Below are 19,272 nucleotides of genomic sequence, written 5' to 3' on the forward strand. Positions count from 1 at the left end.
TGCGCCTTAACCCCGCTCAGTGATGAATCCTCACCACGATCAACCAAATTATTGATTCAAATCAACCAAAAGGATACCTGTTGGGCGCGGAATTCACGAACCGCGCGTCCTGTTAGACGCCGCCCCACCGCGCACCACGGGCCCATCCGCTCGGTGCAACCCGCGAACTAGCGCGCCAATTCCTGGGCCAGCTCCGCGTTGTCGACTTCCCAGCAGGAAAACTCCTCCTCGTCGACCACGACCACGGGCACGCGGTCCCCGAATTCGACGGCCAGCTCCGGGGCGCTATCCACGTCCACCACGCGCAGCTCCGCGCCCGCGGCCGCAACCACCGGGGCGATCTGCTCGCGCACCCGCGCGCACGAACCGCAGGTGCTGCGCACCATCAGCTCCACCACGTGCCGGCCAGAGCCACCGGCCCCTTCCGTCTTTACAGCCACTGCCGCGCCCACTCCTTGCACCAATCCTTGACCTAAATTTTTTAGGGCAATCCCTGCCCGGGGGCGGTCGAAGGGTTAACTAAGACAAGCTCCGGGCTAGCGTTTACTATAGATACGTTACCCGCCCCATCCCCTACGCGATCACATCCCGTCTAGGAAGCTTGACCCTGCCACAGTGAATCACCCGACCGACCCCGCCAACGGCTTGCCGTTGAACCCGCGCGACTTTCTGGCCAACTGGACGGCCAGCCGCGGAAACCTGCGTAACTTCCTGGAAAACTCCGCGCTTGCCCCGCTGGACGACGCCTCCCAGCGCGCCGCCGGCGAGGCCGCGGCTTCCCAGGCGGTCGAGATGTTCTTCGACATCGACCTGGATTCCTATCATTCCGGGGTCGACTCGGTCAGCGGCTCGCTCAACGCCGCGGGCGGGCTGCGTCTTACCACCCCAGACCCGGACATCCCCCAGGACGCCGGGGCGGCCGCCTTCTTCGACGTGGACAACACGCTCATCCAGGGCTCGTCCCTGGTGCTTTTCGCCCTCGGCCTGGCCCGCCGGCGCTTCTTCAAGTTCCGGGAGATCGCCCCTATCGCCTGGAAGCAGCTGAAGTTTCGGATTTCCGGGGCGGAAAACGCCGCCGATGTCGCCGCCGGCCGCAGCCAGGCCCTGGAGTTTATCAAGGGCCGCTCCGTCGACGAGCTAACCCAGCTCTGCGAGGAGATTGTCGACCACTCCCTGCTACGCAAGGCCTACCCGGGCACGACTGAGCTGGCCCAGATGCACATCAACGCCGGCCAGCAGGTCTGGCTGGTCACCGCCACCCCGGTCCAGCTGGCCCAGATCCTGGCCAAGCGCTACGGCTTCACCGGGGCACTGGGCACCGTCGCGGAGGTCGAGGACGGCAAGTTCACCGGCCGTCTGGTGGGCGATATCCTCCACGGGCCCGGCAAGAAGCACGCCGTGGCCGCCCTCGCCACGCTGGAGGGCCTAGAGCTCAAGCGCTGCACGGCCTACTCGGACTCGGCCAACGACGTGCCCATGCTGTCCATGGTGGGCACCGCGGTGGCCATCAACCCGGACAATAAGCTGCGCAACCTGGCCGTGGACCGCGGCTGGCTCATCCGCGACTACCGCTCCGTGCGCCGGGCCATCCGCACCTACGGCCTGCCCGCGCTGATCACCGCCGCCTTCTCCCTGGGCGGCTGGCGCGGGTGGCGCGGCTGGAAGGCCTCCCGCAGCTAGCCACCGGCGCGCAACGGCCCGCGGACACAGCACGACCTCAAGACACACCAAGACCCCGCGACCCGGGGAACCCGGGTGGCGGGGCCAAAGCGGCAAGAAGTTTTACTTGCCCAGCTTACGACGCTGGACGCGGGTGCGGCGCAGCATCTTGCGGTGCTTCTTCTTGGACATGCGCTTGCGGCGCTTCTTGATAACAGAACCCATTGCTGGTTTCCTCACTTTCGCGGATAGTACGTACTAAACCTGCCGGCGGTCTAACGCTCGCCTGCCATACCCCGCAGGTGCACTCTGCCCGGGCTGCCCTACCGAACCGACCGGGACGAGCCCGGGCAGCCGGCGCGGCGGCGGCGAGAATAAGCCGACACGAATGGTGCTTATATTACTGGTTGTGCGCCGGTGACCCAAAACCGCCCGCTCGTCCCCGCAGCCTGACCTCTAAAAATGACAGCGCCCTCCACCTCCTGCCCGCTGGCAGGAAGAGGAGGGTGCTGCGCTTGGTAGAAAGCAACCGGCCCGCCGGGTGGCGGGAGGAGCAACCTTTAGCCGACTCCGTAGGTGGAGGACTTCAGGTACTCGCTCACGGCGGTCTCGTGGACGCGGAAGGAGCGCCCGACGCGGACTGCCGGCAGGTCGCCAGCGTGAACCAGACGGTAAACGGTCATCTTGGAGACTCGCATGATCTCTGCGACCTCAGCGACCGTCAGAAAGGTTCCCTTTTCTTCATTAACCATATTTATCTAACCCTTCAGCCCGTGGCGCGCTGTAGGCTTCCCCTCCCACAGGACGAACACGCACGTGCTTGAACCAGCCTATCGTGAAACTTGTGACTAGTACGACTTGAGTGGAAAAGTTTTCCCAGAAATCTATTTCTCGCCCAGAAAAACTCCGGCACAACAGGGTTCACTACTGTCCCGACTAGTCACGAGCGTTACATATATACCCCCACATCGGGGGAGGTAAAGGGACGCCTGTAATTCCCTGGGAATAGTCGCAGAGATAGGAGCGGCCCTCTACCCGGGCCTTTACTCGGCCCGTGGCCCGCCGCCTTAGCCCAGCTCCTGGGAGCGGGTGGCACAGGCCTCGGCCGCGCGGAAGAAGGCGCCACGCAGGCCGGACTCCTCCAGCTCACGCAGGGCGGCCACCGTCGTGCCGCCCGGCGAGGAGACGTTGATGCGCAGCTGGGAGGCCGAGTCGCCGGACTCGGCGAGCATCGCCCCGGCGCCGGCAGCGGCCTGGCCCGCCAGCTTCTCCGCCACGTCGCGCTTGAGCCCCAGCTGCACGCCGGCGTCCACGAGCGCCTCCGTGACCAAGAAGTAGTAGGCCGGCGCGGAGCCGGCCAGGGCGGTCACCGCGTCCATGTCGGCCTCGCCCACCGTTACAACCTCGCCAACCGCGCTAAGGAGCTCCTGCACGCCCTCCAGCTGCTCCTCCGTGACGCTGCGGCCCGGCGCGCAGGCGCACATGCCCTTGCCCACCAGCATGGGCGTATTGGGCATCACGCGCACCACCGGGGTCTTAGACCCCGCGGCCGTCTCCATGGCCTCCAGGGTCACGCCGGCGGCCATGGAGGCCACCACGGCACCCTCCGGCAGGCTGTCTGCCACTTCCTCCAGCACCGAGACGATCCCGTAGGGCTTCAAGCACGCGAAGACGTAGTCCGCGTCCTTGACGGCCGCGGAGTTGTCCGCCGTGGTGGTGACCCCGTAGGTGGTTTCCAGGTACTCGCTGCGGTCCTTGCTGCGGTTGGTCGCGGTGATATCGGCGCCTTCGTAGCCCTTAGCTACCAGCCCCGCAATGAGGGCCTCGCCGATATTTCCGCCGCCTAAAACTGTAATTTTCGTCATGTCCCCAGCCTGCCACAGCCGCCGCGGCCGCGGCCACCTTCCCTACCCTGCCGCGAGCCCAATCCCGCCGCGGGACCAACCCTGCCGCGGGCCCGATCCTGCCGCGGGACCGCCCCTGTCCCGGATAGACCAACACCCCGGGGCCGCCGGAGAATCGAACCGGCGCCCCGGGGTGCGGGAGCGAAAAGCTAGAAGCGTGCTCTAGAGGACCAAGATGAGCAGCGGGCCGAAGGTGAGCAGCAGGCCCACCACGGCGGCCAGGCCCATGGAGAAGCCGTCACGGGCGGTGCGCAGGGCGTGGACCACGCCGACCATGATGACGGTGACCAGCACGGCCAGGATGGAGACCAGGACGCCGTTGAAGCGGTCCCAGAGGATCTCGAAGCCCTTGAAGACCACCGCGCCCAGCACGATGCCGATTACGGCCAGCAGCACCACGGCCACCGGGTTGAGCTTCTCGTCCTCGCCGTCGGCGTCCGCGGCCACCTCGTCGGAAGCGTCCTGGCGGGCCAGCTCCTTGTCGGCCGCGCTGTCCTGCGCGGAGGTCGCGCTAAAGGCGGTCGCCCCGCCGGTGGCCGCAGCCGTAGCGGCCGGCTTGGCCGGGTCCTCGACGACCGGGATCTCGCCGGTCTCGTCCGCGCTAGCGGCCGCGATCCGCGGGTCCTTCGGCTCCTTGGCCGCAGCGGGCTGGGACTTGTCGGCCTTGGCAGTCTTGGCGGCCGGCTTCTTCGCCGCCGGGGCCGGCTCGTCGGTCACCTTCTGGATGACGGCGGTCGCGTCATCGGAGGGCTGGTGGGCCGCCTCGGTGCCGGCCTTGGCTTCCGCCTTCTTCGCGTCAGCCTTGGTCTCGGACGTCTTAACGTCGGCCTTGGCAGCGGCCTTGGTCTGAGACTTCGCAGCCGGTGCGTCGGCAGCGGTGGAGGCCTTGGCGCTCTTGGCGTCCTTGTCGTCCTTCGGGGCGGGGATGACCGGTGCCGGGGTATCCATGGGCACGCTGGAGTGCTTGGACTCGTGCGGGGCGGAGTCCACCTTGCTCAGGTTGCCGGTCAGCTCGGCCACGGAGACGCCGCCCTCGTCGAGGCTGCGGCGCCGGCGGCGGCGCTTCGGTTCCTCGCCCGCGGCGGAGTCGGCACCCTTGCTCGCCTTGTTGCGGGCCAGGAGCTCCGCCACGGTCAACTGTTTATCGTCAGCCATGTCTGTGTTGTCTTCCTATCCTTGACCCTTGTCCAGCCGGCGCAAGATGACACCCTCGCGCAGGGCCCACGGACAAATTTCCATTTTCTCTAAGCCTAATGCCCGCATCGAGGCTTCGGCCACTAAGGCACCCGCCACGATCTGGTGGGACCGGTCTGAACTTACCCCTTCCAGGTCCGCCCTGTCAGCCGCAGTCATGCGGGAGATGAAGCTAATCAGCTGGCGCAGGCCCGGCGCGGTCAGCGTGCGCTTAACAAACGGGCCTTCCGAGGACGGGGCCGCGCCGGTCAGGCGGGCCAGGGTACGCAGGGTCTTCGAGGTGCCCACGGCCATGCCAGCTGGGCCCTGGTCGCGCATGCGCTTGGTGGCGTCGACCAGCTCGGCGTCGATGTAGTCGCGCAGCATGCTGACCTTCTTCTTGGCCGGCGGATCGGTATCAAACCAGTTGTGGGTCAGGCGGCCCGCGCCCAGGTCCAGGGAGAAGGCCAGGTCCGGGAATTCTTCGGTGCCGGTGGTGAGCTCCAGGGAGCCGCCGCCAATGTCCATATTGGTGATGCGGCCGGCGGACCAGCCGTACCAGCGGCGCACCGCCAGGTAGGTCAGGCGCGCCTCATCCTCGCCGGAGAGGATCTCCAGCCGGACGCCGGTCTCCTTCTCCACCTCCTTGAGGACCTGCTCGGAGTTCTTCGCCGAACGCACCGCAGAGGTCGCGATCGGAATGAACTCGTCGCAGTTGAGCTTGTTGCCCAACTCGGCAGCCTCCTTGACGGCAGCCACCAGCTTCTTCACGCCCTTGGAGTGGATGTTGCCGTCCTTGTCCAGCTGCTCCACCAACCGCAGGGGAGTTTTCCAGTCACTCATGGGAGTGGGCCGCCCGCCGGTCTGGGCATCGACCGCCACGAGATGGACCGTGTTGCTCCCCACGTCTAATACACCTAATCGCACACGTCTAGCGTAGTAGGTCTACGGTATTAAAGTGTGAATCGCCCGAAGTCTAGTGAAGTTTATCTTGGTTTTCCGGCCTCCTCACCAGCCGGTAAATCGATCGCAGCCGGGACCGAATTGGCTCCAGATTTCCCCCGGGAGTGGTTCGAATTTACCGACGTCGATGACCCCTACCACGTCTTTTCCATCGACTTGACCTGGGTGGAGTCCTTCTACTCCTGTCAGTTCGGCACCGCAGCCTGCCCCGGTATCGACAGCAACCAGCCAGACGTCGGCTGCTGCGTACACGGCGCCTACATGGCCGACGAACAGGACCGCGATCAGCTCTACGATGCCGTGGCGAACATGCCGGCCAAGTACTGGCAGCACCGCCCCGCGGACACCGACGCCTACTTGGAGCGCCAGGAGCGCGCGGCCGACGACGAGCTCGAGCCCTGGCTGGTCTGGGACGAACTCGACGGCGACGACGGCGAGCCGGAGCCGGCGCTGAAGACCCCGCTGGTGGGCGGGGCGTGCATCTTCGCCAACCGCGCCGGCTGGGCCACGGGCGCCGGCTGCGCGCTGCACCAGTGGGCTATCGATGCCGACCAGGAGCTCACCGTGGTCAAACCGGAGGTCTGCTGGCAGCTGCCCCTGCGCCGCTACGAGGACTTCGAGGACCGCCCCGACGGGCAGGAGATCCTGCGCACCACCATCGGCGAATACGACCGCCGCGGCTGGGGCGACGGCGGCGAGGACTTCGACTGGTACTGCTCGTCCAACCCGTCCTGCCACACCAGCGCGGAGCCGATGTGGCGCTCCCAGCGCACCGAGCTCATCGCGCTCATGGGCGCCGAAAACTACCAGGTCCTCGCCGAGCACTGCACCGCCCGCGAGCAGGCCGCCCGCGCCGGCGTGCCGCTGCTCCAGCACCCGGCCAGCGCCGCGCGCAAGCAGTAGGAACACCCCCGCGCCTAAGGCCCCAAGAAAGGCGAAAGACCCGCGGCGCGCGGCCGCGGGGCGGGGCCCAAGCAAGGCTCGGGAAAGCCCGGAAAGGTTCGGCTAGAGGTCGAATTTGTAGCCCAGGCCGCGCACGGTCACCAGGTGCTTGGGCTGGGAGGGCTCGGCCTCAATCTTGGAGCGCAGGCGCTTGACGTGCACGTCCAGGGTCTTGGTGTCGCCGACGTAATCGGCGCCCCAGATGCGGTCGATGAGCTGACCGCGGGTCAGCACGCGGCCGGCGTTGCGCAGCAGGTATTCCAGCAGGTCGAATTCCTTCAGCGGCATGGGCACCGGGTCGCCGTCCACGCAGACGGTGTGGCGCTCGACGTCCATGCGCACACGGCCGCCTTCCAGGATCTGCTCGTCGAAGTCCTGCTCCTCGGCCGCCGGGGCGGCCTCGTGGCCGCGGCGCAGGACCGCGCGGATGCGGGCGATGAGCTCGCGGGAGGAGTACGGCTTGGTCACGTAGTCGTCAGCACCCAGCTCCAGGCCGACGACCTTGTCGATCTCGGAGTCGCGGGCGGTGACCATGATGACGGGCACGGAGGAGATGGCGCGCAGTTGCTTGCAGACGTCGGTGCCGGACATGCCGGGCAGCATCAGGTCGAGCAGGACGATGTCAACGCTGTTGTTGGCGAACTTGTCCAGCGCGGTCTGGCCGTCGTGGGCCACGATCGGGCTAAAGCCCTCCTTCCGCAGTAGGAACGCCAGTGGATCAGCCAAGGACTCCTCGTCTTCCACGATGAGGATGGTCGTCATGATGCTTTATCCTTTCGCCTTGCTGCCACCCGGGCGACTGCGTTGTGCAGACCCGACGTAGCTTTATTCTCACTCTTGTTGTCCGTGTCCGGGGGACCTTCCGCCGGGGCTGGTTCGTGATAAATAGGAAGCTCGATGGTGAACGTGGACCCGGTGCCGGGCCGCGACCATAGCTTAATATTGCCACCATGGTTGGCCACCACGTGCTTCACTATGGCTAATCCTAAGCCAGTGCCGCCCGTTTGCCGGGATCGGGCCTTGTCTACCCGGTAAAAGCGCTCAAAGACGCGCTTTTGGTTCTCCGGGGCGATGCCGATGCCGCGGTCGGTGACCCGGATGTGCACGATGTCGGTGCCCACCACCTTCTGCGAGATGGACACCGGCAGCGCCTCCGGCGAGTAGTTGATGGCATTCGTAATCAGGTTGGACACCGCGGTGACCAGCAGCGGCTTGTCGCCCCAGATGAGCACCCCGCTGTTGCTGCCACGGATGAGGTCGATGTTATGGTTGTCGGCGGCCAGCTGGTTGCGCTGGATCGCCTCGTCGATAACGTCGTCGATGCGCAGCGGCTCCATCTCCGGCAGCGCCTCCGCGCCCTGCAGCTTGGACAGGGAAATCAGCTCGGTGACCATCTCCGCCATGCGGTTGGCCTCCTGGTGGGCCTTGGCCCCGAAGTACTTGACGTGCTCCGGGTCCTCCGGGTCCTCCAGCAGTGCCTCGGTGAGCAGGGCGATGCCCCCGACCGGGGTCTTGAGCTCGTGGGAGACGTTGGCCACGAAGTCGCGGCGGGCGTTTTCCATGCGCACGTGCTCGGACTCGTCCGTGCCGAAGACGGTGATAAACCGGTTGTCGTTCAGGGTCAGCGGCTTAATCAGCGCGTGCACCTGGGTCACGCGGTTGCCGGTGCGCCGCTTCGGGATGGACAGGTCGAGGCCGCGTTCCTCGTGGTCCTCGTAGACCTCCTGGGCGACCTGCCACACGTCCGGGCGCACCGCGCGGTCGTGGACCAGGGACATGGTGTGCGCGGCCGGGTTCGACAAGATGACCGCGCCGCCGCGGTCGACCACCACCACGCCAGTGTTCGCGCCCTGGATGGTCAGGTGCAGCACCTGGCTGACGGTGGTGACCTGGTTCGAGTCCGCGGTCGCCGTCGTGCGGAAACGCTGGATCCGCCCGCGCACCCAGCGCACCAAGGGCAGGACCAGTGCGCAGACCACTGCACCGGCCACAAATGCCAGAACGTTTCCCACGCTCGCGCCTTCCTCGGTTGTCAACGCGCCCGGGGACCCCGCAGATCACCGACTTGTCCGATCCTGGCCCCTCGGGCGCGGCTAGATAGTTTTCGTACCTACCTAAATGCTACTTGCCGCCCTGGGCCGCCACGGCGGCAGCCCCGGCTTCAGCGGCTTCCGGATCCAGGTAGGTACCGCCCGGGTTGACCACCTTGCCGGAGGCGTCCACCTCGTAGACCAGCGGGATGCCGGTCGGGATGTTCAGGCCGGCGATGTCCTCGTCCGAAATCTGATCCAGGTGCTTGACCAGCGCGCGCAGGGAGTTGCCGTGCGCGGCGACCAGGACCTTCTCGCCGTTTTTCACGCGCGGCAGGATCTCTTCCTCGAAGTAGGGCACCAGGCGGGCGACGACGTCCTTGAGGCACTCGGTGCGCGGGACCTGGTCCAGGTCCGCGTAGCGCGGATCCTCCGACTGGGAGTACTCCGCGTCATCGGCCAGCTCGGGCGGCGGGGTGTCGTAGGAGCGGCGCCACGCCATGAACTGCTCTTCGCCGAACTTGTCCTTGGTCTCGGCCTTGTTCAGGCCCTGCAGAGCGCCGTAGTGGCGCTCGTTGAGGCGCCAGTCGCGGGTGACCGGGATCCAGTGGCGGTTGGCCGCGTTCAGCGCGATGTTCGCCGTGCGGATAGCGCGGCGCAGCAGCGAGGTGTACAGCACGTCGGGCAGGAGGTTTTCGGAAGCCAGCAGCTCGCCGCCGCGCTTGGCCTCGGCCTCCCCCTTCTCGGTCAGGTCGACATCCACCCAGCCGGTGAACTGGTTGGACTCGTTCCATTGGGATTGTCCGTGACGCAATAGGATGAGTTTTCCGTTAGTCATGCCTCCAGCATGCCACGAAACGGGCTGCACCGCCGCGAAATTCTAGCCCCCGGTGGCATGACGCGGATGACAGTTGGGGATCTCCGCGGTCAGCGCGCGCTGGTAGACCGCGACTAGCTCGGTGGCGGCGGCCTCCCAGCTAAAGCGCTCGGCGTGCGGCACGGCCGCCTCCCCCATCGCGATGCGCCGCTCGTCATCATCGAGCAGCTCCTCCAGCGCGTCGGCCCAGTCCTCCGGCTCGTGCGAGTCCACCAGCAGGCCGGTCACGCCGTCCTCGACGGCGATCGGCAGGCCGCCGACGCGGGCGGCCACCACCGGGGTGCCGGAGGCCTGGGCCTCCACGGCCACCAGCCCGAAGGACTCGTTGTAGCTGGGCACGGCCACGATATCCGCGGCCTGGTAGAGCGCCACCAGCTCCTCCGGCGGGCGCGGGCTTAAAAAACGCACGCGGCGGTCCACTCCCAGCTCGCGCGCCAGGTCCGCGTAGGCCTGCGGGCTAGCTCCGGCCCCGGAGGGCCCGCCGCAGATGACCACGCGGAGGTTGCGCAGCGGTTCCCGGCGGAAGATCTCCGCGGTGGCGCGGATGAGTACCTCCGGGCCCTTGAATTTCTGCAGGCGCCCCACGAACGCGATGACCTTGCTGTGCAGCGGCAGGCCCAGCTCGCGGCGGGCGCGTTCGGTGTTGCGGTCGCTGCCCGGGGTAAACAGCTTGGTGTCCGCGCCCGGCGCGACGGTGACGATCCGCTCGGCCGGGGCGTCGTAGTGCTCGGCCAGCTCGCGGGCCTCGTCGACGGTGTTGACCACCAGCAGGTCGGCGTTGTCCACCAGCTGCTGCTCGCAGATGCGCCGGGCCTCGGATTCGCGGGCGTCGTCGTCGCTGCGGTAGGCGTTTTTCACCGCGGCGAGGGTGTGCGCGGTGTGCACCAGCGGCACGCCCCACAGGTCCCGCAGCAGCCAGCCCACCTGGCCGGAGAGCCAGTAGTGGGAGTGGATGATGTCGTAGTGCAGGCCGTGGCACTTGACGTATTCGACCATCCCGCCGGCAAAGGCGGCCAGCTGCGTGGGCAGGTCTTCCTTCTCCAGCCCCTCGTAAGGCCCGGCCACCACGTTGATGACCCGCAGGTGCTCGCTAACTTCTACGACCTCGCCCTGGCTGGGCCGGGTCGCCCGGGTATATACGTCTACTTCAACGCCCTGCAGCGCCAGTTCCTTGGCGGTGTTGAGCACGTAAACGTTCATTCCCCCGGCATCGCCCGTCCCGGGCTGCTCGATGGGGGAAGTGTGCATTGAAATCATCGCCACGCGCATGGCGCCCCAGTCTAATACCGCCGGGGCTCTCGCCGCCGCGGTGTTGCCTGCGTCACCGCTTCCCGGAGTGCCGCCTGATGCCGGGGCGGCGCCCGCGCCGTGCGGCCGCGCGTTGCCGCGTCGTTATACTAGGGGAAGCACAACCTACGCTTGCGAAAGTTTCCCCGATTCTTAGAGGTTAGAACCCATGTCAGCATTCGAGACCAAGGCTTGGCTCCAGCACTACCCCGAGTGGACCCCGCACTCCCTCGACTACGGCGAGACCACGCTGCTCGACATCTACGACAACAACCTGGCCATCAACGCCGAAAAGCCCGCCACCTGGTTCTTCGGCCGCACCCAGTCCTATGCGGATCTGGACCGCCAGGTCAACCGCGCCGCCGCGGGGCTCAAGGCCTTCGGCGTGCGCCCGGGCGACCGCGTCGCGCTGGTCATGCCCAACTGCCCGCAGCACGTCGCCGCCTTCTGGGCGGTGCTCAAGCTGGGCGGCATCGTGGTCGAGCACAACCCGCTGTATACCGCCCACGAGCTGGAGGGCCTGTTCCAGGACCACGGCGCGCGCATCGCCATCGCCTGGGACTCCACAGCCGGCACGCTGGAGAAGCTGCGCGGCACCACGGATCTGGAAACGGTGGTCTCGGTCAACATGATCGAGGCCATGCCGACTCTCAAGCGCGCGGCCCTGCGCCTGCCCTTCCTCAAGTCGCAGCGCGAGCAGCTGTCCCAGCCCGCCCAGAACACCGTCCCGTGGGACACCCTGATCGGCAACGCCATCGGCGGCGACGGCCAGGACCTGAAGGAGCCGGAGGGAATTGACCGCGACACCACCGCGCTCATCCTCTACACCTCCGGCACCACCGGCAAGCCCAAGGGCGCGGAGCTGACCCACGGCTCCCTGTTCGCCAACCTGCTCCAGGGCAAGGCCTGGGTGCCGGGCCTGGGCGAGCAGGAAGAGCGCATGCTGACCGCGCTGCCGATGTTCCACGCCTACGGCATGACCATGAACATCACGCTCTCCCAGCTCATCGGCGGCGAGCTGGTCATGCTGCCGGCGCCGAAGATCCCGCTGGTCATGGACGTGATGAAGAAGCACACGCCCACCTGGGTGCCGGGCGTGCCGACGCTCTACGAGAAGATCGTGGAAGCCGCCGAGGAGCAAAACATCCCGATCAAGGGCATCCGCGCCGCCTTCTCCGGTGCCGCCACCCTGCCGGTGGACACCGTGGAGAAGTGGGAGAAGTACACCGACGGCCTGCTGGTGGAAGGCTACGGCCTGACCGAGTGCTCGCCCATCATCGTGGGCAATCCGATGTCCACCGACCGCCGCCCGGGGTACGTGGGCATCCCCTTCCCGGACACCGAAATCCGGATCGCCAACCCGGAGAACCTGGACGAGACCATGCCGGACGGCCAGGAGGGCGAGATTTTGGCCCGCGGCCCGCAGGTCTTCAAGGGCTACCACAACAACCCGGAGGCCACCGCCGCCGCCTTCCACGACGGCTGGTTCCGCACCGGGGACCTGGGAGTGATGGAAGAAGACGGCTTCATCCGCCTGGTCAGCCGCATCAAGGAGGTCATCATCACCGGCGGATTCAACGTCTACCCGGCGGAGGTCGAAGAGGCCCTGCGCGTGCACGATGCCATCAAGGACATCGCGGTCGTCGGCCGCCCGCGCCCGGACGGCTCCGAGGACGTCGTGGCCTGCGTGGAGCTCAACGACGGCGCCGCCCTGGATCCGGAAGGCCTGAAGGAGTTCGCCCGCAAGCGCCTGACCCGCTACAAGGTCCCGCGCACCTTCTACCACTTCGAGGCCCTGGCCAAGGACCAGATGGGCAAGATCCGCCGCCGCGAAGTCCAGGACGACCTCCTGCAGCGCCTGGCCCAAGAGCGCAAGTAGCCCCCGCGCCGCGGCCACCCCGACCCGGCGCTCGCCAAACCCCCGCCACCCCGGCGGGGGTAAATTTTTTCGCCACACCTCCCAAAAACATGAGGATTAAATCATGTTTAAGGTAGGCTTGCGAGCTGTATAGTTTTGTTCTCCTACGGAAGGTAATCGCACTCGTATGTTGGCCTATGAGACCCGAGCCTGGACCCAGCACTACGGCGACTGGACCCCCGCGGAAGTGGAAATAGGCAACGAAACCCTCGTGGACGTCTACCAGCGCAATCTCTCCGAAAACGGGGACCGCCCGGCCACCTATTTCTTCGGCCGCACCCTCACCTACACCGAGCTGGACCAGCAGGTCCGAGCCGCCGCGGCCGGGCTCAAGGCCTTCGGCATCCGCCCGGGCGACCGGGTGGCCATCGTGCTGCCGAACTGCCCGCAGCACATCATCGCCTTCCACGCCGTACTACATCTGGGCGCCACCGTGGTCGAGCACAACCCGCTCTACACCAGCTACGAGCTGGAGGGCCTGTTCAGCGACCACGGCGCCCGCGTGGCCATCGCCTGGGACAAGGCCGCCGCCACCCTGGAGCCGCTGCGCTCGACCACCACTTTGGAGACCATCATCTCCGTCGACATGACTGAGGCCATGCCGCGCCTGCAGCAGCTAGCCCTCAAGCTGCCGGTGCCGCCCATCAAGGCCAAGCGGGAACAGCTCACCGCCCCGGCCCCGGGGTCGGTCCCCTGGTCCACGCTGCTCAGCTCCGCCATCGGCGGCGACGGCCGCAACCTCACCCCGGCGGATATCCGTCCGGCCGACCCGGCGCTCATCCTCTACACCTCCGGTACCACCGGTGCGCCCAAGGGCGCGGTGCTCACCCACCGCAACCTGCAGTCCAACTGCCTGATGGCCATCGCCTGGGTGCCCAACCTGGGCGAGGAACCCGAGCGCTTCCTGGCCGCCCTCCCGCTCTTCCACGCCTACGGCATGACCGCGGTGTGCACGATGTCCATCTTCGTCGGCGCTGAGGTTATCCTGCTGCCCGCCCCGAAGATGGACCTCATCCTGGGCGTGGTCAAAAAGCACATGCCTACCTGGTTCCCGGGCGTGCCGACGCTTTACGAGAAGCTCGCCGACGCCGCCAAGGACAAGGGCGTGAGCCTCAAGGGCATCAAGAAGTCCTTCTCGGGTGCGGCCACCCTGCCGGTCGCCACGGTGGAAAAGTGGGAGGCAACCACCGGCGGAATGCTGGTGGAAGGCTACGGCCTGACGGAGACCTCCCCGGTCATCTGCGGCAACCCGATGAACGAGCACCGCCGCCCCGGCTACATCGGCCTCCCCTTCCCCAATACTGAGGCCCGCGTGGCCGATCCGGACGATCCCTCGGTCACCCTGCCGGACGGCGAGGAAGGCGAGCTGCTCGTCCGCGGCCCGCAGGTCTTTTCCGGCTACCTCAACAACCCGGAAGCGACCGAGAAGTCCTTCTACAAGGACTGGTTCCGCACCGGCGATATGGCCGTCATGGAAGAAGACGGCTTCATTCGCCTGGTCGCCCGCATCAAGGAGGTCATCATCACCGGCGGCTTCAACGTCTACCCCGCGGAGGTCGAGGAAACGATCCTCTCCCACCCGGACGTCACCGACGTAGCCGTGGTGGGCCGCCCCCGCAAGGACGGCTCCGAGGACGTCGTCGCCTGCGTGACCCTCCGCGACGGCGCCGCCTTGGACCCGCAGGGCATGTAGGACTTCGCCCGACAGCGCCTGACCCGCTACAAGGTCCCGCGCACCTTCTACCACTTCGAGGAACTCGCCCGCGACCAGATGGGCAAGATCCGCCGCCGCGAGGTCCAAGCCGACCTGCTCGAGCTCCTCCAACGCTAAGACAGCGCCCCCAACCCGACGGGAACACCGACCCCACCAACCCCCGTCGGGAATTATCTACCCCTATCACTCAACGCAGCCATCCCCGCCGGCCGCACCCGCACCCCACGCACAAAAGCCGATATTTCCCCCCCTAACCTTCCAAGAAATATCGACCCCGGTCACCGCGAAAAACCGTTTCCCCAGTTCACCAACCGGCGAAACGGTCAGAGGCCGATAATTTCCCACGCACTCCCACCACGCGCGCGCCCCCACGCGCGACCCTCGCGCCTAGCGCACCGGCTGCGGCTGCCGGGCCGCGCGGGCCCCGCTCAGGTCCGCAAAGACCGCGGTGTTGAAGGCGAACGCCTCTTGGGCCTCCGCAATCAGCGCCTCCCGCTCGCTAGCGCTCAGCGGCAGCTCGTCCAGCTGGCAGCGGTAGGCCGCCCGGTACGGCGGAATCTTGCCGATGGCGGCGAAATCGTAGAAGCGCAACGCGTCCGCGTCGATGTCGTAGATGGTGCCCAGCCGCGCCGCGATGACCTGGCCGCCGGAGATATCCCCCAGGTAGCGCACGTAGTGGTGCGCGATAACCCGGGCCGCCTCATCTTCGCCCAGCGACTCCAAGCGGGCCACGTAGCGCGCGGTGGCCGGCAGAATCCGGACCTTCTCACGCCAGTCGGAACCCATCATGTTTGCCAGGTCGTTCTCCAGGGCCGGCCGGCGCTCCAGGCGCGGGTCCGCCACCGCAGACCCCAGCGCGGTGTGTGCTACCCGCCGCACGGTGGTCTCCAGCGCGTCGTAGATAAACCACAGCTGGCCGGTCAGGGCGTGCACCGCCTCCGCGTCCAGGCCGCCCCTAATCAGCGCGGTCATGAACTCCGAGCCTTCCGCGCCCTCGTGTGCCCGCGCCGTCTCGTCCCGCAACGTCTGGGACAGCGGCTGGACCACTTGAGTGCGTTCCGTCATCGTGGCAGTCGAGGCCATTGTTGTTCTCCTTCCGAGTACGCAGTGCGCAAAGCGCGCCCGCCGCCAAGGCCTCCGTGGAACTGACCTCAGCTCGTTCATTTCCTACATATTAAGGTTTGCCTTACCTGAAAGTACAGGGGTGGAAGCGAAGATCAAACCAATGTATGACACCTCATACCCCACCCCCAGGCAGCGGGCAGGCCACACTCAGTCTGGGACACAAGCTCAACCCGAACCACAGCTATTCCCAGCCTTTCCCGCAACGGATATGGAAAGATAAAGAGACTTCACCGCCCCATCAAGAGGAGACAAAACCATGGAAATGTCGACGATTACCGAGTGGATGTTCGCCGCCGAAATCCCCATCCCGGACGACATCTATGCCTGCTCATCGAGGGAGAGCAGCCCTACGCCGCCTTCAAGACCTTCCGCGACTCCGCGGTATTTACCTCCAAGCGCCTCATCGTCCGCGACGCCCAGGGCCTGTCCGGCAAGAAGGTGGAAATCTATTCGCTCCCCTACAGCGCCATCAACATGTGGTCGAGCGAAAATGCTGGCAAGATGTTTGACTTCACCGCCGAGGTCGAGCTGTGGACGCGCGCCGGCCACATCAAGATCAAACTCGGCCGGGACGTGGACGTTCGCCGCATCGACTCCCTCATCGCCCACGCCGCGCTCAGCCACTAAGCGCTGCCAAGGTCCACCCCAACAGCCGAGCACCACAAGCTAAAGACTCACCCCACCGAGCCCCTAGTTACCCAGCCGGCGGGCCAGGTAACGGCCGGTCACCGACTGCGGGGAGTCCGCCACCTGGTCGGGCGTGCCGGTGGCGAGAATCTCCCCGCCGTCCTCACCGCCGCCTGGGCCTAAGTCGATGATGTAGTCGGCATCCGCGATGAGGTTGAGGTCGTGCTCGATGACGATAACCGTCGCGCCGCGCTTGGTCAGCGCGTCGAGCACGGACACCAGCGTGCGGACATCGAGCGGGTGCAGGCCCACGCTGGGCTCGTCCAGCACGAAGACCGCGTCGCTGTGGTCGCGGTTCATCTGACTGACCAGCTTGAGGCGCTGGGCCTCCCCGCCGGACAGGGCCGGGGTCGCCTCCCCCAGCGTCAGGTAGCCCAGGCCAAGGTCATCGAGTTCCGCCAGCTTCTTGTGCACCCGCGGCAGGTCCTCCGTAAACTGCAGCGCCTCGTGGGCGGTGCGCCCGAGCAGCTCGGGCAGGCTTAGACCGTTGCGCTGGTAGCGGTTAGCCTCCGGGGCGTAGCGGCTGCCGTCGCACTCCGGGCAGACGATCTCCACGTCGGGTAGGAACTGCACGTCCAGAGTCACCTCCCCGGTCCCCTTGCACCGCGGGCACGCTAGCGAGCCGGTGTTGTAGGAAAAGTCCGAGGCGCTCAGCCCGTCCTCGCGCGCTGCCTCCACCGCGGCGTAGGCCTTGCGCAGCTCGTCCAGGACGCCGGAGTAGGTAGCCACGGTCGAGCGGACGTTCTGGCCGATCGGGCTAGCGTCAATCAGCTGGACCCGCATGCCCTCCGGGGCTTTCAGGTCGCTGACGTGCGCGGGTAGCGCCGCCGACTGCGCCCGGGCTTGAAGGGCGGGTACGAGGGATTCCAGTAGCAGCGTGCTCTTTCCGGAGCCGGATACGCCGGTGATCGCGGTCAGCCGCCCCAGCGGGATATCCACGCTCAACGGCTTGACCGTGTGGATGGCGTCGGCCTCGAGGTGGATCGCCCCGAGTCCGAAGACCTCGTCCGCCGCGGCGGCGATTCGCGTCGGGGTGAAGTGATCGCCGGAGAGGAATTCACCCAGCAAGGAATGGGAGTCCTGGGCGACCGCGTCGGGGTGCCCCTCGGCGATGACGGTGCCGCCCTTGCTTCCGGAGCCCGGGCCGATTTCCACCAGCCAGTCCGCCTTATTGAGGATCTGTACGTCGTGGTCGACGAAGACCACCGAGTTGCCGTCGGTGAGCAGATCCCGCATCACGCCCAGCAGGCCGTCGACGTTGACCGGGTGCAGCCCGATAGAGGGCTCGTCCAGCACATACAGGACGCCGGTGGTGCGGTTGCGCACCGCGCGGGCGAGCTGCACGCGCTGGCGCTCCCCCATGGACAGCGTGGATCCGGCCCGGTCCAAGGAGAGATACCCCAGGCCGAGCTCAACCAGGCGGCGGGCCATACCGGTGAGAGTGTCGACCAGCGCGCCTGCCATGTCCTGCATCTCCTGCGGGACCTCGGCGGGCACGCCCTGGGCCCAGGCCAGCACGTCGTCCAGGCTCATGGCGGTGACATCAGCCAGGTTGCGCTCGCCGATGCGCGGCTGCCGCGCCGCCGGACTCAACCGGGTGCCCTGGCAGTCCGGGCAGATGTCTTCCTTCAGGAAGCGGTTGACCTTCGCCAAGCGCTTCTCGGTGTCGGCGCGCTCCAGCTCCTTCGTCACGGTCAGCCGGGCATTGCGGAACGTGAAATCTAGCTCGTGCACGCCCTTCTTACTCGTAACCGTGATGTGCTTCTTTTCCTCGGGGCCGTCGAAGACAACCTGCCGTTCCCAGTCCTCGAGCTCGCTCCACGGAACGTCGGTGCGCACGCCGAACTCCCGCGCGATGTCCGGCTGCACGTTGAAGCCGAACATCTGCCACGGAACCACCGCACCCTCGTCGATGGTTTTCGACGGATCGGGCACGAGCGCCGCGTCATCGACCGCGCGCACCAGCGCGGTGCCCTGGCACGTAGCGCACGCGCCCGTGGAGTTAAAGGACAGCTCCTCCGCGCCCGGCGCCTTGACCTGCTCGCCGCAGGTGGGGCACATAAACGGCGTCTCCGCGGCGACATCAATGGTGGGCGCTACCCGGTGCCCGCGCGGGCAGACGTGGGAGCTCAGCCGGGAGAACATCAGGCGCACCACGTTGAGCAGCTCTGTCGAGGTACCGAAGGTGGAGCGAATCCCCGGCATCGCCGGACGCTGGCGCAGGGCCAGTGCGGCCGGGATGTGCTCGACGGAGTCTACGGCCGCGCGCGGGCTCTGCGTCATCCGCCGCCGCGTATACGTCGACAGGGCCTCGATGTACCGGCGAGAGCCCTCCGCATACAGCACACCCCGCGCCAAGGAGGACTTGCCCGAGCCGGACACGCCGGCGATGCCCACCAGCGAGTACAGGGGAATATCAACGTCCACGGAGCGCAGGTTGTTCACCCGCGCGGCGCGGACCCGGATGCGGTCAGGGATAGTCATAGCTTCACCGTACCCCGGCCAGGAAAGCCCCTCCGCGTCTGTTTTCCGTCTCGGTGCTTAACGATGCCCCACAGCCGGCCACGGTTTCACCGGCGAAGCAGACCGGTCCGTCGAAACATAAAGAGCGGAATGCGTACAATTTGCAAGAACCCTACGCACCGACTGCGGAGGAGAAGCTTGGCTCACCAGCCCGTCTGTTTTAAGTTCGGCCATGATAACGTCAACCGGCTGCACGTCGAGGTGCTGCGGGTCCATGAGGGTGCAGCCTATGCGAATGTCGAACTTCTCAAACGGAACACCGTGCAACAGCATGTTCGTGCGTAACAGCGCGTGGTTGGTCGGGTTGATTTCCTGGCCGTACAGGCCGTCCTCGATGTTGTCGATACCGAGGTGTTTGGCAAACCGGAACAGCAAAGCCCCGGAACCGGTACATGAGTCGCACAAGCCTACGGATTGGATACAAGAGTGGAGCGAAGCCTGCCGTCACTTATCGGGGTTTACCAGGAGGA

Annotated in this window: 16 protein-coding genes and 2 pseudogenes; 5 read left to right on the forward strand and 13 right to left on the reverse strand. The window is 66.6% G+C overall.

What is annotated here, in order from left to right; all coding sequences use genetic code 11:
- Positions 1 to 167 precede the first annotated feature (167 nt).
- Positions 168 to 386, reverse strand: coding sequence for a glutaredoxin family protein (locus ACEE23_RS09365; RefSeq protein WP_368520899.1), 219 nt, complete (start codon positions 384 to 386; stop codon positions 168 to 170).
- A gap of 229 nt (positions 387 to 615) precedes the next feature.
- On the opposite strand from ACEE23_RS09365, the gene ACEE23_RS09370 reads away from it, so the two are divergent.
- Positions 616 to 1,680: an HAD family hydrolase gene (locus tag ACEE23_RS09370; protein ID WP_368520878.1), complete on the forward strand. Its 1,065-nt coding sequence runs from the start codon at positions 616 to 618 to the stop codon at positions 1,678 to 1,680.
- A 102-nt stretch (positions 1,681 to 1,782) separates the two neighbouring features.
- Here the strand turns inward: ACEE23_RS09370 and ACEE23_RS09375 are convergent, their stop codons facing one another.
- From ACEE23_RS09375 to ACEE23_RS09395, 5 genes are all read right to left on the reverse strand, one after another.
- Positions 1,783 to 1,884 carry a 30S ribosomal protein bS22 gene (locus ACEE23_RS09375; protein ID WP_003855542.1) on the reverse strand — a complete coding sequence of 34 codons (102 nt, stop codon included), beginning with the start codon at positions 1,882 to 1,884 and terminating at the stop codon, positions 1,783 to 1,785.
- Positions 1,885 to 2,219: 335 nt separating this feature from the next.
- Entirely contained in the window at positions 2,220 to 2,411 is a 192-nt protein-coding gene (locus ACEE23_RS09380) for a helix-turn-helix domain-containing protein (protein WP_070768923.1), read from the reverse strand.
- A 315-nt stretch (positions 2,412 to 2,726) separates the two neighbouring features.
- Entirely contained in the window at positions 2,727 to 3,524 is a 798-nt protein-coding gene (gene proC / locus ACEE23_RS09385; RefSeq protein ID WP_368520879.1) for a pyrroline-5-carboxylate reductase, read from the reverse strand.
- A gap of 201 nt (positions 3,525 to 3,725) precedes the next feature.
- A complete protein-coding gene (locus ACEE23_RS09390; RefSeq protein WP_368521368.1) occupies positions 3,726 to 4,718 on the reverse strand; it encodes a hypothetical protein in 993 nt (330 codons plus the stop codon).
- Positions 4,719 to 4,733: 15 nt separating this feature from the next.
- The gene (locus ACEE23_RS09395; RefSeq protein WP_368520881.1) at positions 4,734 to 5,663 is read right to left on the reverse strand and encodes a Ppx/GppA phosphatase family protein; all 930 of its coding nucleotides are present in this window, start codon (positions 5,661 to 5,663) and stop codon (positions 4,734 to 4,736) included.
- 33 nt (positions 5,664 to 5,696) lie between these two features.
- Here ACEE23_RS09395 and ACEE23_RS09400 point away from each other — a divergent pair, with 33 nt between their 5' ends.
- Positions 5,697 to 6,602, forward strand: a complete 906-nt coding sequence (locus ACEE23_RS09400) for a hypothetical protein (RefSeq protein WP_368520882.1) — start codon at positions 5,697 to 5,699, stop codon at positions 6,600 to 6,602.
- A gap of 102 nt (positions 6,603 to 6,704) precedes the next feature.
- Here the strand turns inward: ACEE23_RS09400 and ACEE23_RS09405 are convergent, their stop codons facing one another.
- From ACEE23_RS09405 to mshA, 4 genes are all read right to left on the reverse strand, one after another.
- Positions 6,705 to 7,403 (reverse strand): response regulator transcription factor, encoded by a 699-nt coding sequence (locus ACEE23_RS09405; RefSeq protein WP_368521369.1) that lies wholly within the window; start codon positions 7,401 to 7,403, stop codon positions 6,705 to 6,707.
- Positions 7,400 to 8,653 carry a sensor histidine kinase gene (locus ACEE23_RS09410; RefSeq protein WP_448872176.1) on the reverse strand — a complete coding sequence of 418 codons (1,254 nt, stop codon included), beginning with the start codon at positions 8,651 to 8,653 and terminating at the stop codon, positions 7,400 to 7,402. The genes ACEE23_RS09405 and ACEE23_RS09410 overlap by 4 nt, the downstream gene beginning before the upstream one ends.
- A 109-nt stretch (positions 8,654 to 8,762) precedes the next feature.
- Complete coding sequence (locus ACEE23_RS09415) at positions 8,763 to 9,509, reverse strand: phosphoglyceromutase (protein WP_368520885.1); 747 nt, start codon at positions 9,507 to 9,509, stop codon at positions 8,763 to 8,765.
- A 42-nt stretch (positions 9,510 to 9,551) separates the two neighbouring features.
- Positions 9,552 to 10,817, reverse strand: coding sequence for a D-inositol-3-phosphate glycosyltransferase (gene mshA / locus ACEE23_RS09420; protein ID WP_368520886.1), 1,266 nt, complete (start codon positions 10,815 to 10,817; stop codon positions 9,552 to 9,554).
- A gap of 187 nt (positions 10,818 to 11,004) precedes the next feature.
- Between mshA and ACEE23_RS09425 the strand changes: the two genes are divergently transcribed.
- Both ACEE23_RS09425 and ACEE23_RS09430 read left to right on the forward strand, forming a co-directional pair.
- Positions 11,005 to 12,714 carry a long-chain-fatty-acid--CoA ligase gene (locus ACEE23_RS09425; protein ID WP_448872174.1) on the forward strand — a complete coding sequence of 570 codons (1,710 nt, stop codon included), beginning with the start codon at positions 11,005 to 11,007 and terminating at the stop codon, positions 12,712 to 12,714.
- A 166-nt stretch (positions 12,715 to 12,880) separates the two neighbouring features.
- Positions 12,881 to 14,584 (forward strand): annotated as a pseudogene (locus tag ACEE23_RS09430) (long-chain-fatty-acid--CoA ligase).
- A gap of 270 nt (positions 14,585 to 14,854) precedes the next feature.
- Here the strand turns inward: ACEE23_RS09430 and ACEE23_RS09435 are convergent.
- The gene (locus ACEE23_RS09435; protein ID WP_368520888.1) at positions 14,855 to 15,550 is read right to left on the reverse strand and encodes a biliverdin-producing heme oxygenase; all 696 of its coding nucleotides are present in this window, start codon (positions 15,548 to 15,550) and stop codon (positions 14,855 to 14,857) included.
- A 298-nt stretch (positions 15,551 to 15,848) separates the two neighbouring features.
- On the opposite strand from ACEE23_RS09435, the pseudogene ACEE23_RS09440 reads away from it, so the two are divergent.
- Positions 15,849 to 16,219, forward strand: a pseudogene (locus ACEE23_RS09440) (PH domain-containing protein).
- A 63-nt stretch (positions 16,220 to 16,282) separates the two neighbouring features.
- Here ACEE23_RS09440 and ACEE23_RS09445 read toward each other — a convergent pair.
- Together ACEE23_RS09445 and ACEE23_RS09450 are read right to left on the reverse strand one after the other, a co-directional pair.
- Entirely contained in the window at positions 16,283 to 18,763 is a 2,481-nt protein-coding gene (locus tag ACEE23_RS09445) for an excinuclease ABC subunit UvrA (RefSeq protein WP_368521374.1), read from the reverse strand.
- A gap of 57 nt (positions 18,764 to 18,820) precedes the next feature.
- A complete protein-coding gene (locus tag ACEE23_RS09450; protein ID WP_368520890.1) occupies positions 18,821 to 19,207 on the reverse strand; it encodes an N-6 DNA methylase in 387 nt (128 codons plus the stop codon).
- Between the last annotated feature and the right edge of the window lie 65 nt (positions 19,208 to 19,272).

The sequence above is a fragment of the Corynebacterium sp. 32222D000AT genome (assembly GCF_053546955.1).